The 16126-nt window shown below is 33.5% G+C and carries 13 protein-coding genes; 5 read left to right on the top strand and 8 right to left on the bottom strand.

What is annotated here, in order from left to right:
• Positions 1 to 4: 4 nt before the first annotated feature.
• From ACIQ2Z_RS02605 to ACIQ2Z_RS02595, 3 genes are read right to left on the bottom strand one after another with little or no spacing between them, the layout of a single operon-like run.
• A complete protein-coding gene (locus ACIQ2Z_RS02605; RefSeq protein ID WP_396182612.1) occupies positions 5 to 826 on the bottom strand; it encodes a DNA/RNA non-specific endonuclease in 822 nt (273 codons plus the stop codon).
• A 16-nt stretch (positions 827 to 842) separates the two neighbouring features.
• On the bottom strand, positions 843 to 1949 hold the full coding sequence (locus ACIQ2Z_RS02600) for an ABC transporter permease (RefSeq protein ID WP_396182611.1): 1107 nt from the start codon (positions 1947 to 1949) through the stop codon (positions 843 to 845).
• Positions 1950 to 1993: 44 nt separating this feature from the next.
• Entirely contained in the window at positions 1994 to 4219 is a 2226-nt protein-coding gene (locus tag ACIQ2Z_RS02595; protein ID WP_396182610.1) for a carboxy terminal-processing peptidase, read from the bottom strand.
• 239 nt (positions 4220 to 4458) lie between these two features.
• Here ACIQ2Z_RS02595 and surE point away from each other — a divergent pair, with 239 nt between their 5' ends.
• From surE to ACIQ2Z_RS02570, 5 genes are read left to right on the top strand one after another with little or no spacing between them, the layout of a single operon-like run.
• Positions 4459 to 5232 (top strand): 5'/3'-nucleotidase SurE, encoded by a 774-nt coding sequence (surE, locus tag ACIQ2Z_RS02590; RefSeq protein WP_396182609.1) that lies wholly within the window; start codon positions 4459 to 4461, stop codon positions 5230 to 5232.
• Positions 5232 to 5504, top strand: a complete 273-nt coding sequence (locus ACIQ2Z_RS02585; protein WP_396182608.1) for a hypothetical protein — start codon at positions 5232 to 5234, stop codon at positions 5502 to 5504. The genes surE and ACIQ2Z_RS02585 overlap by 1 nt, the downstream gene beginning before the upstream one ends.
• A 3-nt stretch (positions 5505 to 5507) precedes the next feature.
• Entirely contained in the window at positions 5508 to 6626 is a 1119-nt protein-coding gene (gene lpxB / locus ACIQ2Z_RS02580; RefSeq protein WP_396182607.1) for a lipid-A-disaccharide synthase, read from the top strand.
• 35 nt (positions 6627 to 6661) lie between these two features.
• Positions 6662 to 7324 carry a C40 family peptidase gene (locus tag ACIQ2Z_RS02575; RefSeq protein WP_396182606.1) on the top strand — a complete coding sequence of 221 codons (663 nt, stop codon included), beginning with the start codon at positions 6662 to 6664 and terminating at the stop codon, positions 7322 to 7324.
• A gap of 55 nt (positions 7325 to 7379) precedes the next feature.
• A complete protein-coding gene (locus ACIQ2Z_RS02570) occupies positions 7380 to 9395 on the top strand; it encodes a ComEC/Rec2 family competence protein (protein ID WP_396182605.1) in 2016 nt (671 codons plus the stop codon).
• Position 9396: 1 nt separating this feature from the next.
• Here ACIQ2Z_RS02570 and ACIQ2Z_RS02565 read toward each other — a convergent pair whose 3' ends face one another.
• The 5 genes from ACIQ2Z_RS02565 to ACIQ2Z_RS02545 form a co-directional block, all read right to left on the bottom strand.
• Complete coding sequence (locus ACIQ2Z_RS02565) at positions 9397 to 9852, bottom strand: thioredoxin family protein (RefSeq protein ID WP_396182604.1); 456 nt, start codon at positions 9850 to 9852, stop codon at positions 9397 to 9399.
• Positions 9853 to 10317, bottom strand: a complete 465-nt coding sequence (locus ACIQ2Z_RS02560; RefSeq protein ID WP_396182603.1) for a thioredoxin family protein — start codon at positions 10315 to 10317, stop codon at positions 9853 to 9855.
• A 41-nt stretch (positions 10318 to 10358) separates the two neighbouring features.
• The gene (locus tag ACIQ2Z_RS02555) at positions 10359 to 12017 is read right to left on the bottom strand and encodes a peptide MFS transporter (protein ID WP_396182602.1); all 1659 of its coding nucleotides are present in this window, start codon (positions 12015 to 12017) and stop codon (positions 10359 to 10361) included.
• A 77-nt stretch (positions 12018 to 12094) separates the two neighbouring features.
• Positions 12095 to 13810, bottom strand: coding sequence for a peptide MFS transporter (locus ACIQ2Z_RS02550; protein WP_396182601.1), 1716 nt, complete (start codon positions 13808 to 13810; stop codon positions 12095 to 12097).
• A gap of 18 nt (positions 13811 to 13828) precedes the next feature.
• Positions 13829 to 16003, bottom strand: a complete 2175-nt coding sequence (locus tag ACIQ2Z_RS02545) for a S9 family peptidase (protein ID WP_396182600.1) — start codon at positions 16001 to 16003, stop codon at positions 13829 to 13831.
• Positions 16004 to 16126: the final 123 nt, after the last annotated feature.

Here is a 16126-nt window from a genome sequence, read left to right as displayed (position 1 = left end):
TTCTTTAAAAACTCCACATTTTATAGTCGGTTTGCTTTTCTAATTTATTTTCAATTTCATCGGGCAGATTGTAGAAGAAATCAATTCCTGTCCGTTTTTCTAATTCATCCACAGCAATTACAAATTCATAAAGCGGTTTGTTGCTGTTTTGATGTGGCACTAAAAAAGCAATCATTCTAGGATTATCATTAGAAACATCTAATAATACTTTGTAAAAGAAATCAGGAACTGCCACTTTTTCTCTTCCGATGGTCTTTAGATTTGGCTGTAATACACCTCCCGTCACTACATAGATCCCATCGTATTTATCTGCCCAATACCGCACTTTTTGCTCTAAGCGATTCCAAACTCCGGCATTAAAATCCGATTTTTGAGGAGAAATGTTAGAGGTGTAAAAGGTATCTTCAAAAGCATTTTCAGAAAACTTCATGTCGCCTGCCGGACACAAATGACCTTTATCATAACCTGAATTCTTGTAATTTTTCCAGTCGGCAGAACCCGATTTTACTAATGGGTCTGCCACAAAATAAGGTCGATTGTAATTATTTTGAAAGGTATTTCCTTTTAATTCATAGGCAACCCATTCTGCTTGTTCATTCTTTTCAGAATAAGATAACCTATAAAAATCATGCTTTATAATTTGGTTAGTTGTGGAAGTAGGATAAAAATCAAAATCCTTTGCAACTGTTTGCCGTTTTATTTCTTGGGGTAATTCCGTTCTTTCCTGATTATCCATTTTGCATCCAAAAAGAACAATTCCCATCATCATAAAAAAAAGGCGAAACCAATTTTGTCTTTTGGCAATCATTAGGAAACAACTTTTCATTTATACTGTATTTTAATTAAGACTTGACATCTAATGCATCACGCAAGGCATTTCCGGTCATCATAAATGCTAATGTAATCAACATGATTGCAGTTCCAGGCACAAGGGCTAAATAGGGTTTTCCTAGAATAATATAACTATAATGGTCTTTAATCATACTTCCCCAACTTGGGATTGGAGGTTGTGCACCGAGTCCTAAAAAACTCAATCCGCTTTCCACTAAAATGGCGGAAGCAAAATTAGCTGCAGAGATAACGATTACGGGAGCCATAATATTTGGTAAAATGTGATTCAATATAATTCTTCCGTTTGAAAATCCCAAGGCACGAGCAGCCGTAACATATTGCATTTCTTTTACACTGATAATCTGTCCACGGACAACTCTGGCAACTTCAACCCACATGGTTAGACCTACAGCCACGAAAACTTGCCAAAACCCTTTTCCGAGTGCTAATGTTATTGCAATCACTAGTAATAATGTTGGAATGGACCAAATTATATTGACCAACCACATCACTAACGCATCGATTTTTCCACCATAATAGCCTCCTAAAGCACCAAAAAACAATCCAACAACCACTGAAATTAATACTGCCACAAAGCCTATGGAAATGGAAACCCGCGAGCCCACTAACATTCTGCTCAATAAGTCGCGACCATATTTATCCGTTCCTAAGTAGAACTTTTTGTTGGTAATAAGTTCTTGTTCAACCTGCTTGAAGGAGTTGTAGTCTATAAATTTATCTAACGTAATTTCTTTTACTAATCGCAAGGTTTTATCTTCTGTGTATTCAACATATTGCAGTTTATTGTCTTTTAATTGATAGGATGAAATCGGGATTTCCGTCACTTGGTTGGGGTGCCCGAAAAAATACCCTTTGATTGTTTTATCCTCTATTTTTGAAGAAGGAATAGAAAGCATTTTCACCGCAAAACCGGGTGATTTTGAATGAATGGATAAATGCATTTGATTAGCATTTTCCGAATTATCAGGAGCAATTACATAGGCAAACAGGGCTAAAAAAACCATTAACACAATATAACCCAAACTAAAAACACCCCAAAAATTCTTTTTGAATTTCTGAAGTGCTATAGCGGTTAACGATTGATTTATATTGGACATTAGCAAATTTTATTCGGCTTTAGCTCAAAGATACAATTTGCCGGTTAAGATTTTACTACTTTTTCCTTTTTCTTTAATTCTACTTTTCCTTTTACAACCGGTTTGGCTTGTAAATCATCCAGAACATTCAAGGCTTCTTCTACATAAATATCTTTAGATAAACTTTCAAACCAACGCTCTCTTTTTTCTTTAAATGATTCATCTTTTTTCATTACGACTTCATCTTCCGGAATAGCTTTGAACAACAAGTCATTTTTATAATCCGTAATTGGTTTAAATACTTTTCCTTGTTCTTCTACTGCTTTTTGTTCAGCCAAAAAAGCATCTAATTTTAAACTATACACCACCGCATCTCTTCGCACTTTGGTCCATTTAGCACTTTTATCAATTAATTGAAAATGCTCATCACCGGCCATTCTGTTTTTACTGTTTTCAATTGCTTTCTCAAAATTTATCTGCTTATTCCAAACCGAGTATTGTGCTTCATCAATTTTAGACCAAGGCATGGCATTATCCAAGTCTCTTTCTCCTATGTCGATATAAGAATACCTGTCCGGCATAACAACATCACTGGAAACACCTTCTAATTGAGTTGACCCTCCATTGATTCGATAGAATTTTTGAGTTGTTGTTTTCAAAGCTCCTAAATCCCCTAACGTATTTCCACGAACAAACTGATTTAAATCAATTACATTTTGAACAGTACCTTTACCATAGGTTTGTTTACTCCCAAGCACTACACCTCTTTTATAATCCTGAATCGCTGCCGCTAAAATTTCAGAAGCAGAAGCTGAAAAATTATTGACCATTACCACCAAAGGTCCATCCCATTGAATTTTTGCATCACGATCAAATAATACTTCTTTTTTAGTTCCGGCGGATTTAATTTGAACTACCGGTCCTTGCTCAATAAACAATCCAGTTATGTCGACCACTGTTTTAAGGGAACCCCCACCATTATCACGCACATCCATAATGATACCCTTTACTCCTTGGGCTTTCAAACGTTCTACTTCAATGGCCACATCTTTCCCGGCATCTCGTCCGTCATTATTTTCAAAATCAATATAGAATTTAGGCAAATAAATAATTCCGTATTTCATGCCATTTCTTTCCACCACACTTGATTTCGCATAGGTTTCTTCTGTTTCAACCATATCTCTGATGAGGGAAATTACTTTTATCGAACCATCCACTTTTTTAACAGTTAAACGAACTTCCGTTCCTTTAGGACCTTTAATTTTTTTAACAACATTATCTAATCGCATGCCGACGATGTCTACCGGTTCTTGGTCACCTTGAGCCACTTTTAATACTATGTCACCCGGCTCCAATTCTTTTCCTCTCCAAGCCGGTCCACCGGAAATTAATTCCGTGATTTCCGTTAAATCATTTTTCTTTTGTAATCTTGCTCCAATTCCTTCAAATTTACCGCTGATGCTTACATCAAAACGTTCTTTGTCATCCGGAGCCATGTAATTGGTGTGTGGATCAAATCGAGAGGCAACTGCATTTACAAAAACCCCGAACCAATCGTTACGGTCTAATTCTTTGATAAAAGTGTAATAGTCATCCAACGATTTTAAAGAACTTTCTCTGGTTTCCTTTTCAAGTTCTTCAAAACTTTTCGGTTTAGCATCTACTTTAGTTTTATTTTCCTTTTTTTCCGTTTCACTTGTAGCGTCAGTTCCTTTTAATTTATCTTCTTCCAATTTCATTTTATCTGTTAAAGAAGATAATGTTGAAAGTTTAATTTGTTTTCTCCAACGTTCTTTTAATTCCGAACTATTTTTAGCATACGGCAATTTTTCATATTCTGTATTGATAGTCTCATCTACAGTATAGTCAAATGGCTCTTCTAAAATTTCTTTATAATATTTTTGACTTTCATTCATTCTTTTTAAGTAAACAGAATAGGTCAACTCAAAGAACGTTAAGTCTTTATTTTTGATTTGGTCATCAATTTTTGTTTCATATTCAGCGAATTCATCAATATCCGATTGAATAAAAAACCGTTTAGAAGGGTCCAATGCTTCTACATAATCTTTGTAAACTCCTTTTGAAAAATCATCATCTATATCGACCGGATTATAGTGTCCTCTTTCAATTACAAAAGTTAATAATTCCAATAAAAGTTTGTCTTTTTCGGGATCAGCACTGCTACTGGTATTATTTTCTAAGGCTTTAAAAGCAAGTAGTGAAGCTGACAAAACTATTGCCAAAACTACCAATTTGAAGTTTCTTTTCATAAATAGCAAAATTGTATTCATTTTATTTCTAAGTATGTAGCATTAAAAACTATGCCAACTCTGATTTACATCTATTTTTTGTGTAAATTAATGAGAAAATAATAACATTACCGAACAAAGTTATGAAAATTGTCATGCTGACAAATCTTAAAAAGAGTTAATTTTGTTTTTGTTATGATTTGTTACCTATAGTTTTGTAATTTTATTCGCATTATTTACCTTTTTAACCAATATGACTTCTCTTTAAAGTTATCCGTATAATGAAAAAACCGCTTATTTTAGTAACTAATGATGATGGTATCTCGGCTCCTGGATTAAGAGCCTTAATAGACGTGATGAAAACCTTAGGCGATGTTGTTGTGGTTGCACCTGACAGTCCTCAAAGTGCTATGGGTCATGCGATTACTATCAACAATACTATTTTTGTCAATAAAGTTCATTTTGATACTGAATTAAAAGGAGAATACAGCAGTTCCGGAACACCAGTAGATTGCGTGAAACTTGCGGTAAACGAAATTTTAAAACAAAAACCAGATTTGTGCGTTTCCGGAATAAATCATGGCTCTAATTCCTCTATCAATGTTATTTATTCAGGAACGATGAGTGCTGCTGTTGAAGCCGGAATTGAAGGAATACCGGCCATTGGTTTTTCACTATTAGATTATGATTGGAATGCAGATTTTGAACCAATTAAAAATGCTATACGAACAATCACCTCTGAAGTCTTAACAAATGGATTACCGGATGGCGTTATTTTAAATGTAAATTTTCCGAAATTAAAAGAAGAAGAAATCAAAGGGATGAAAGTTTGCAGACAGGCAAATGCGTTATGGATGGAAAAATTTGACAAAAGAAAAACACCACAAGGCAAAGATTATTATTGGTTAACCGGCGAATTTGTTAATCAGGATAAAGGGGAAGACACAGATGAATGGGCACTCGAACAAGGATATATTTCAATTGTTCCGGTTCAATTTGATTTAACGGCTCATCATGCCATTCAAAAACTAAACACTTATAAATTTGAATTATAATGCAAAAAAGAGATTTATTTATCGGTTTTTTATTGGGGATAATCGGAGCTATGCTTGGGGTATTCTTATTTATTACTTTTTTTACTTCGTATGATTTTCTGGAAGGAATAACTATTTTAAAATCCCAAAACTCTTTAGGCAAACTAATTGCTTTAGGTGCTGTTATCAATGTTGCTTTATTTTTTTTATTACTAAAATTTCAAAAAGATGTCATGGCACGAGGAGTTGTTTTAGCAACAATTGCCTTAACGATAGCTACTTTATTTGTGTAATTTATGAAATACTATATTATTGCAGGAGAAGCTTCAGGGGATTTGCATGGTTCAAATCTGATGAAAGCATTATACAAAGAAGATCCAAAAGCCATTATTCGGTTTTGGGGAGGCGATTTAATGCAAAAAACAGGCGGTATTTTAGTGAAACATTACCGGGATTTAGCTTTTATGGGATTTGCGGAGGTGCTCTTTAATTTAAAAACCATCATAAACAATATTAGTTTTTGTAAAAAAGATATTGAACAATTTCAACCTGATGTGCTTATTTTTATTGATTATCCCGGTTTCAATATGCGAATTGCTAAATGGGCTAAAAAGAAAGGTATTCCAACACACTATTATATCTCTCCTCAAATTTGGGCTTGGAAAGAAAACAGAATCAAAGCAGTTAAAAGAGATTTTGATAAACTCTATGTTATTTTACCCTTTGAAAAAGATTTTTATGAAAAGAAACATAATTTTCCGGTGGAATTTGTTGGCCATCCACTAATTGATGCCATTCATAACCGTGTAAAAATTGAAAACGAAACTTTTAGAAGAGAAAATAATTTAGATGAAAGGCCAATCATCGCTCTATTACCGGGAAGCAGAAAACAGGAAATTTGCAAGTTATTAAAAGAAATGTTGGCGATTGTTCCTGATTTTCCGGATTATCAATTTGTAATAGCCGGTGCACCCGGACAGGTATTTGACTTTTATAAACAATTTTTGACTAATAAAGCCGTTCATTTCATTACGAATAAAACATATGATTTATTGAGTGTGGCACATGCCGCTTTGGTCACTTCCGGAACAGCAACTTTGGAAACCGCTTTGTTTAAAGTCCCAGAAGTGGTTTGTTACAAAGGAAATTGGGCTTCATATCAAATTGCAAAACGAATCATCACCTTGAAATACATTTCACTTGTCAATTTGATTATGGATGAAGAAGTGGTTACTGAATTAATTCAAGGTGAATGTAATTCGAAAAAAATCAATGCGGAATTGACTAAAATTCTAAATTCAGAATACCGTCAAAAGCTCCTTAAAAAGTATGAAATTTTAGAAGAAAAATTAGGAGGAGAAGGAGCAAGTGAAAAAGTTGCCCAACTTATTGTTGCTTCAATTGCCAGATTTTAAATTGTTTTTTTTAACTTTGTAAAAATTAAAATTTCTTGAAGAATACTGTTTTAATAACCTTTTTGTTGCTGTTTTTAGTGAGTTGTAAACCCACTACTTCTGTTATTGTTACTTCTAAGGAAGTAGCACAAAAAAAAGGAATTTACAAAGCACCTCAACCAAACAAGGCAACAGTTTCAACTACCAAATCTGCTGGTAGTCCTTCGGTCAAAAAAGGAACAGAAAACACAAAATCGGAAAAAAAGCATAAAATCACCGATGTTGAGGACACTGATTTTGTTGCAGATAATGACAACACCTCCTATTTTATCAAACAATTAATCAATACGGCTATGCAATATAATGGAGTTCGTTACAGAGGTGGCGGAACTACCACTGCCGGTATGGATTGTTCGGGATTGGTTACAACTGTTTTTAAAACCTATGATGTTTCCCTTCCCAGAAGTTCAAACGATATGTCAAAAGTGGGCGAAAAACTAAATCGTAATGAAATAAAAAAAGGTGATTTGGTGTTTTTCAGAACTAATGGCCGGAGTGTGATAAACCATGTCGGATTAGTTACAGAAGTTAAAGATGACGAAATTATTTTTATTCATTCCTCTGTTCAACGTGGCGTTATTATATCCTCTACAAAAGAACCTTATTACCAAAGAACTTTTGCTCAAGCCAACCGTATTTTGGGGGAAGAATATTTTTAATTATAATTCTTTTCTGATTGATTAAATTTTTATTACTTTCGTATTAATGAGGGTAATGAAATTTCCAACCTTAAACATCACGCTTTGTGTTGTGTTGGGAATTTTGGCTTCAAACGAAGTTAAACCCGGCATTAATTCGGCCTGCCTTCTTGTTTCGATTTTATTCATTCCCTTTTTGTTGTTATTTTGGTTTTCCAATAAAAAAGCAACCTTCCGTTTCTATTTTGGTTTATCGACTTATTTATTAAGTTTTTTTGTTGGTTTTATGGTTTACACTTTGCATTCCAAACCAAATCAACAACACCATTACTCAAATAATCTAAAATATGAAAAAGCGCTTGTCAGCGGAGTTATTTCAGAAAAAATAAGACCTAATCAATATGTTTATAAGTATTTTTTAGAGATAGAAACGGTTGATAATATTGATAAAACGGGTAAATTATTAATTGTTTTATCTAAAAAGGACGCTAAAAAAGAATTTCAAATAGGTGATGTCGTTTTAGCTTATGCTTATTTAAAACCAATTTCAAGGCCACATAATCCTTATCAATTTGACTATGCTGCTTATTTAGAAAAAAAAGATGTCTATCATCAATTAAATTTAGAGAGGAATAATTACCGGGTAATAGGCCATGAAAAGCATCTAAATTACAAACTGGAACAAATTAGAAATACCATTATAACGAAACTTGAAAATGCTAAGATTCCCCTAGACCGACTCGAAATTATCAAAGCTTTATTTTTAGGTCAACGCCAAAACATTGATCAGGAAACGAATAATCAGTACTCACAAGCCGGAGCAATTCATATATTAGCTATTTCAGGTTTACATATCGGTATATTATTATTCTTTTTCAAAACGTTACTCAAACCCTTGGAACGATTCAGGTATGGCAAAATTATTCTCCCGTTTCTGCTTATTTTCATTCTTTGGTCATTTGCTTTACTTTCCGGATTATCAGCATCAGTTGTTCGAGCAGTTACCATGTTTTCCTTTATCACTATTGGAATGTATATGAGACGAGAAACCAATATTTACAACACACTGGGTTCCTCCATTTTGCTTATATTACTTATTCGTCCCAATTTCTTATTTGACGTAGGTTTTCAATTAAGTTATTGTGCTGTATTTTCAATTGTGACCATTCAGCCTATATTCGCTAAGCTATGGAAATCCGGCAATAAAATTATTCAGTATTTTTATGACATTCTAACGGTTTCTTTTGCTGCACAAATTGGTGTACTTCCTTTGAGTTTATATTATTTTCATCAATTTCCCGGATTATTCTTTCTAACAAACTTGGTGGTAATACCCTTATTAACACTCATATTAGTATGTGGAATGATAGCTTTGCTATTTGCTGTTATGAGAATTCCAACTGAAATTTTCATTCATCTGTTATCTTTTTTAGTGGGATTGATGAATCGTTATGTGGCTTTTATTTCCTCTTTAGAAAAATTCATAATCAAGGGAATTCCTTTCAATTTAACACTTCTATTCAGCTCTCTTTTAGCATTAATTGGAATCGTTTTATGGTTTAAAAAACCAAAATTCAATAGAATACTGATTGCTTTAATTTGCATCCTTCTATTTCAATTATCAATTATTGGTTCGCTTGAATATCATAAGTCAAACGATGAGTTTATTATTTTTCAATACCCAAAACAAACCATATTGGCAAAAAAAACAAATAACTCGCTTACAATATTTAGTAATGAAAAAGATATTGAAGACAATTATGTCCTAAAAAATTATCTTCAAGCTAACTTTGGCCAAATCGGCTCTGTCACAAAACTCAAAAATATTTTACAAATAAATGATACTAAAATTTTAGTCATTGATAAGGAAGGTATTTATAGAATCCCTATCAAGCCAAACATAATTTTATTGACCCAATCACCAAAAATAAATTTAGAACGGGTAATTGAAGAACTAAATCCAGCAATTATTATTGCCGATGGCAGTAATTACAAATATTTACTTGAGAATTGGCAGCATACCTGTTTACAAAAAAACATCCCTTTTCACTCAACCAGTGAAAAGGGATATTATAAGATTGAATTAAACTAACTTATTTAGGCATAAATTGATTTACCACCTCTAACCATTTTTCGGGTCCTCCAGCCACATAACCAGTTTTTCCTAATTGTTGCAAATTAATTTGAGTTCCATTTTTTTGCGGATTGACAAACCAAATTGTTGGAAAACCTTGCACCTGAAATATTTGTTGCAATTGATCATTTTGTTGTTTTAGGCTTGCTTCTAGTTGAGTCTTTCTTGGATAATCCAATTCTACTAAAATGACATTTTTAGACCATTCTACAAATTCCGGCTTTTGGAAAACTTCTTTTTGCAATTTAATACACCATCCGCACCAATCACTCCCAGTAAAAAATAACATAAGCGGCTTTTTACTTTTAGTAGAAAGTTCTATCGCTTTATTAATATCCGTTTGCCACTTTAAATCTTGGGCACTCAATGTTTGAAGAGACCAAAAAAAGACAAAATATAAAATAATCTTATTCATTTATTTCACAGTTTTTAATTCCGCTAATAATTGTTCCGGTTGATAATACCCTACAATCACTTTCGCTATATCTCCTTTTTTGTCTAGAATATACATAGAAGGATAACCCTCAACATTAAGAAAACCTGTAAATTCATGCATACTGTTTCTCCCTTTGCGGGTAGCATCGTAGCCTGGATTTGTATATTTTTTCCCTTTATAATTAACTTCCGAATTTCCTTCTCCGTTAAATTTAACCGCATAATATGTTGCGTTTATAAATTCTGACACTTCTTTGGTTTGAAATGTATTTTTGTCCAACATTTTACAAGGTCCACACCAATCCGTATAAACATCCATAAATATTGGTTTCGGATTTTTCTTTTGTAACGCTAATGCTTCATCAAGCGTCATCCATTTAATTTCTTGAGCTTGCGTTGCAACAGTTGTAAAAACCATTACAAGTGTAATCAGTAATTGTTTCATAAATTTAATTTTTTAGTCTTTTTCAAATATAGTGCCGAAATTTAATTAATTCCCTTTTCTTTCATCACTTTATTGAGTTGTTTTAACAAAACAAACATAAGCAAAGTTGCAAACATTAACAATCCAAAATTTATCCAGAAGAAATCAGCTTTATTATCATAAGTATCCCATAAACTGGCTAAAACTCCGCTTAATTTATTACCAATAGAGGTGGATAAAAACCATCCGCCCATCATGAGTGAAGTAATATTCGTTGGACTCAATTTTGAAACCACCGACAATCCCATCGGACTTAAAAATAATTCCCCAATGGTTATAACGCCGTAGTTGGCCACGAGCCACCAAACACTTACTTTTTCCGAACCATTTCCTCCCATATTGACAGCTGCAACCATCACTAAAACAGATAAAGCTGAAATTAATAATCCAAAAGCAATTTTGGTAGGAGTTGTGGGTTCCTTTTTCCTACCTCTTAAAAAGGTGAAAAAAGCAACTACAAGTGGCGTTAAAATTATTACCCAACCCGGATTAATGGATTGGCTTAAATTTGCCGACCATGTAAAGACTTTACTTCCCTCTTCAGGCAGTTTTTCTTTTTTAACATTTCTAAAATACAATGGATAATCCACTACTTTAATGACTTTACCATCTTCCTTTTGAATCCTGAAAGCTTCGTCATAAAGAGCTACAGAATCTTTTTTGTATACTAAAGTGTCAGTTAAAACCAATTTTGAAGCAATTGTTTGAGAAACACCCGTTAATTCTCTGTCGGTATATTTATCTCCCCAATTATTCAACGCCGAACCATTTAATTTAAAAACAGCCCAAAACAAAATAACTACGCCAAATATAGTTAACAACGCTCCAATGGGTCGCTTGTCTTCTTTTTTCGCTTTGAAATATAAACTGGCATAAAAGAAAATAACCGGTATACATGCAAAAATAAAAGCATCTGTACTATCTGAACCAAAAATTGAACAATTCGGATTTGCTTCTGATTGTACACCATTTAAAAACCAACCTATCACACCAAAAAGTGCCGACGGCACTAATATGAACAAAACAATTTTATAAAACGGCATATCGCCTTCTTGTACACCTTTCTTATCAGTTTTATTGCCGTAATGTTTCGTTCCTAAAATGAAAACAATAACACCAATAAACATTCCGACCCCAGCTGCCATAAATGCATACTCCCAACCGAACAGAATTTTTAACGCAGCACCAAAGAAATTACAAATAAATGCTCCAATATTTATTCCCATATAGAATATATTATAGCCTTCATCTTTTTTCTCTTTGTATTTATCTTCATTATAAAAATTACCAAGTAGCGTTGAAATATTAGGCTTAAAAAAACCATTCCCTACAATAACGAGCGACATGGCAATATACAGAACTGTTATGTTATGAACTCCCATTAAAAAATAACCCACTCCCATCATTAGTCCACCGATTACAATTGATTTTTTGTAACCCCAGTATCTATCCGCAATTAAACCTCCAATAAATGGCGTAAGAAAAACCAATGCGATAAATGTTCCATATAAGTCGGATGCTTCTTTTTCGGTCATTGCATAACCGGCTTCGACATCTTTTAGGTATAGGGTAAAAATACCAATCATTAAATAATACCCGAAACGTTCCCACATTTCAGACAAAAATAAATACGGCAGTGCTTTAGGATGACTTTTCCACATAAATAATTAGATTAAATAACAAACCTGCAAAATTGTTTCGCAGGTTTGAAAGTTATGAAAATATTTTTAAAAAATGATTAGCGAACACCGTGCATCATTTTTTTGATAAATGGTGTCAAAAGAAACAATATTAATGCTGCAATACCACAAAGTACAACAAACACCATAAAGAAATCGTATAAATTTTGAATTTCAAAACCGGCAAACATTGAATAATGATCGTTAATTTGATTATCAGCCAATAATTTAAGTTGTTCAGCAGTTGGCGTAATTGATTTATCTAAAACACCTTGCAAGTCAATTCCTAATTCATTTGCTTTTTTGAATTTATCTCCTGTTGCCGGAAGAATTGAACCCAATGTTCCTGACAAAGCATACCCTGCCGCACTTGAAATAAAGAATACTCCGTAGGCTAGGGATGCAAATCGTTTTGGTGCCAATTTACCAACAAGTGATAAACCAATTGGAGATAAACATAACTCGGCAACCGTTTGAATTAAATATAAAAGTATTAACCATTTAATTGCCAATAACCCTGAATTACCCAAATCTTTTACATTGTTAGCAATGATAAAATAACTAACTGCAATTAATAACAAACCTATCGATTGCTTCACAGTTGATAATGGTTCAATATTTTTTTCTCTTAGTTTATCCCACAGCATACTGAAAGGAAAAGCTAACATTACTACGAAAAGTCCATTAAAAATCTGAACCATTGATGGAGGCATATTCCAACCAAAAATATCTCTATCTGTTTGGTTATCAGCAATAAAAGTTAAGGAAGAACCTGCTTGTTCAAAAGCTGCCCAAAAGAAAATGATAAAAAATGACATAATGTAAATCACCCAAATTCTGTGTGTTTCTACTTTGGTCAATGTACTATCCAATAAAATAAGAGTTGCAAGAGCAACACCACTGGCATAAATAAACGGATAAATATAAAGCTTCACAACATTATCTCCTTCAGTATATAAATTAAAAGCAAAGAAAATCGCTAGAAAAACAGCAATTGCAATCATTATTGATTTCGTTGAAAACACCGCCTTCATAGACTCCCCTTCTTCATAATCTCCTGAATCATGACCTGATGGTAATCCACCAATAGGTTTGCCATCTGGACTCACTACATATTTATTTTTTAAGAAATAAAAAATGGCAGTTCCGATAATCATTGCGATTCCTGCCGCTAAAAATCCATATTTAAAAGCATGTATATCTCTTATCATGTTTAAAGATCCGTCGGCTAGTACCACTTCATTTTTAACATCTCCAACAAATGGACAAATGAACTGACCAAGGAAAGCTCCAATATTTATCCCCATATAGAAAATAGTGAAAGCTGTATCTAATTTGCTTTTCTCTTGTTTTGGATATAAACTTCCCACCATCGAGGAAATATTTGGTTTGAAAAAGCCATTTCCAAAAACAATAATTCCTAATGCTGACCATAATAAGGTATTTGCCAAGCCTAAATTTGTACTGAAAATGCTTGCACTGAAAAACAACATAATTTGTCCTATTGCCATCATCACTCCACCAAGCATGATACAATTTCTATTTCCGAAGAAACGGTCTGCAATAAAACCACCTAACATAGGTGTCAAATAACAAAGTCCTAAAAATCCACCATAAATAATAGAAGCTTCTTCTTCTTTCATTAATAGGGCGTTTACCATGAACAAAGTTAAAATTGCCCGCATTCCATAGAAATTGAATCTTTCCCACATTTCGGTTCCGAATAGTACCCAAAGCCCCTTTGGATGTCCTGATTTTACTGCTACTTCACTCATAAAATTTGTTTTGGTTAGTTAAAGTTTTTCTAGAATATAGTTAGTCATTTTAGTATACAATTGTAAGCGTATTTTTCCACCATAAATACCGTGATTGGTATCAGGATAGATGGCTTGGTCAAATTGTTTATTGGCCGATTGCAAGGCTCTAATCATGCGGGTTGCATTTTGAAAATGAACATTATCATCTGCTGTTCCGTGAATGATTAAATAATTTCCTTTCAATTTATCTACGTGATTGATGGGTGAATTATCATCGTAACCACTTGCGTTTTCTTGTGGTGTTTGCATGTATCGTTCGGTGTAAATGGAATCGTAAAAACGCCAGTTGGTTACGGGGGCAACTGCAATAGCGGTTTTAAAGACATCATTCCCTATTAGGATACAGTTACTCGACATAAATCCGCCGTAACTCCAACCCCAAATGCCGATTCTAGTTTTGTCAATATATGCGTAATTTCCAAGAACTTTTGCTGCATCAATTTGGTCTTCTACTTCATATTTGCCCAATTCCTTTTGAGTCACTTTTTTAAAAGCGGCTCCTTTGAATCCAGTTCCTCGGCCATCCACACAAGCTACTAAATAGCCTTGTTGTGCCAAAAGCATGTGCCAGTAATCATTTGCATTCAACCATTGATTTGCCACTTGCTGAGAACCCGGACCGCTGTATTGAAATAGTAACAAAGGATATTTTTTAGAAGCATCAAAATCTTTTGGTTTGATGATGTAGGCATTTAATTTATGTCCTTTCTCGGTGGTAAGTTCGAAAAATTCTTTAGTAGGAAGATTATATTTTTCCAATTTTGAAGCCAACTCCGTATTATCAACTATTGATTGAATTTGTTTACCGACTTTTGATTCATGCAGCGTATAAGCTGTTGGTTCGGTTGAACTAGAGAACGAATTGATAAAATATTGAAAATTCGGACTGAAAGTCGCTTTGTTTGTTCCCGTTTTTTGAGTTAAACGAACTTTGTTTTTTCCATCTAATTTGATTTTGTAAACATCTCTGTTAATGGAACCATTTTCAACCGATTGGTAATAAACCTGACCGTTTTTCTCATCAAAACCATAATAAGAGGTCACTTCCCAATTTCCTTTGGTTATTTGATTGCGAAGTTTTCCATTTTTATCGTAATGATAGATATGATTGAAGCCGTCTTTTTCGGAAGTCCAAATGAAACTATTGTCTTTCAAAAAGGTCAAATTATCGGTAACATCTACATAAGCGGCATCTTTTTCATTTAAAACCACTTTTGTGTTACCGGTTTTAGCATCCACAAAAAGTAAATCCAAATTGTTTTGATGACGATTTAAGACTTGAATACTTAAAGCATTTGCGTCATTCGTCCATTTCATTCGAGCAATATAGAAATCATTGTTCTGACTCAAATTGATGGTATTTGTTGCACTGGTTGCAACTTCGTATAGATGTAAAGAAACCAATGCGTTTTTTTCACCGGCTTTCGGATATTTAAATACCTCTTGCGAAGGATATAATTCATTTCCAAAAACATCCATTGAAAATTCAGGAACATCGGTTTCATCAAATTTAATATAAGCCAAGTGAGTGCTCGAACTGTTCCAATCAAAGGCTCTTACGAAAGCAAATTCCTCTTCATACACCCAATCCGTGATACCATTGATTACTGAATTTTTCACACCATCATTGGTAATCTGCGTGTGTTTTTTTGATGCAGTATCAAAAACATACAGATTATTTTGATAACCGTAGGCAATTTTCTTTCCATCGGGAGAAAAAGTTGGCTCTTGAATTTTGTAATCGGCTACCTTTTGTAATGATTTGGAAGCAATGTCATAAATATAAAAATCGGCAACCGATGAATGCCGATAGATTGGATCTGAATTCAAGCCAATTAATAATTGCGTTTCGGTTGCATTAGAAGTATAACTGTCAATCGAAGTAAGCTCCGCATGATTTTTAGTATCTAAAAGTGTATGAATCTTTTTTAAAGTCGTAAAATCATACAAATCAATTTGAAAAGTCTTTGCGACTCTATCATAATTCAAAACTGTGTATTGATTGGTGTTTTTTAAGGATTGCAGAGCATCCATTCCTTTGGTTCGGAACGTACCGGAAGCCCAAATGTCTTCCAATGTTATTTTTTGTTGTGCTAAGGCAGTTAATGAACTGACTAAAAATAAGAATAGTACCTTTTTAAACTGATTCATTTTTGGTATGTTAAAAAAACGTTCAATTTTAGTGAAAAAAATGGAATAATTCGTGGTTTTATGTGTTAAATAGCAATATTAGAATTTTTAGTGTGTTTGTTATATGAAAATTAAACATCGGAT

Origin of the sequence: Flavobacterium sp. (assembly GCF_044361015.1) — a bacterium.
In the GTDB taxonomy this organism is placed as follows: Bacteria; Bacteroidota; Bacteroidia; order Flavobacteriales; family Flavobacteriaceae; genus Flavobacterium.
The sequence above is the reverse complement of the archived record's forward strand: the minus strand, read 5'-3'. Positions and strand labels throughout refer to the sequence as shown.

What these genes read in the sequence shown, in the direction of transcription:
- ACIQ2Z_RS02605 (WP_396182612.1), bottom strand. Translation starts at nt 826, where the DNA reads ATGAAAAGTTGTTTCCTAATGATTGCCAAAAGACAAAATTGGTTTCGC.
- ACIQ2Z_RS02600 (WP_396182611.1), bottom strand. Translation starts at nt 1,949, where the DNA reads ATGTCCAATATAAATCAATCGTTAACCGCTATAGCACTTCAGAAATTC.
- ACIQ2Z_RS02595 (WP_396182610.1), bottom strand. Translation starts at nt 4,219, where the DNA reads ATGAATACAATTTTGCTATTTATGAAAAGAAACTTCAAATTGGTAGTT.
- surE (WP_396182609.1), top strand. Translation starts at nt 4,459, where the DNA reads ATGAAAAAACCGCTTATTTTAGTAACTAATGATGATGGTATCTCGGCT.
- ACIQ2Z_RS02585 (WP_396182608.1), top strand. Translation starts at nt 5,232, where the DNA reads ATGCAAAAAAGAGATTTATTTATCGGTTTTTTATTGGGGATAATCGGA.
- lpxB (WP_396182607.1), top strand. Translation starts at nt 5,508, where the DNA reads ATGAAATACTATATTATTGCAGGAGAAGCTTCAGGGGATTTGCATGGT.
- ACIQ2Z_RS02570 (WP_396182605.1), top strand. Translation starts at nt 7,380, where the DNA reads ATGAAATTTCCAACCTTAAACATCACGCTTTGTGTTGTGTTGGGAATT.
- ACIQ2Z_RS02565 (WP_396182604.1), bottom strand. Translation starts at nt 9,852, where the DNA reads ATGAATAAGATTATTTTATATTTTGTCTTTTTTTGGTCTCTTCAAACA.
- ACIQ2Z_RS02560 (WP_396182603.1), bottom strand. Translation starts at nt 10,317, where the DNA reads ATGAAACAATTACTGATTACACTTGTAATGGTTTTTACAACTGTTGCA.
- ACIQ2Z_RS02555 (WP_396182602.1), bottom strand. Translation starts at nt 12,017, where the DNA reads ATGTGGAAAAGTCATCCTAAAGCACTGCCGTATTTATTTTTGTCTGAA.
- ACIQ2Z_RS02550 (WP_396182601.1), bottom strand. Translation starts at nt 13,810, where the DNA reads ATGAGTGAAGTAGCAGTAAAATCAGGACATCCAAAGGGGCTTTGGGTA.
- ACIQ2Z_RS02545 (WP_396182600.1), bottom strand. Translation starts at nt 16,003, where the DNA reads ATGAATCAGTTTAAAAAGGTACTATTCTTATTTTTAGTCAGTTCATTA.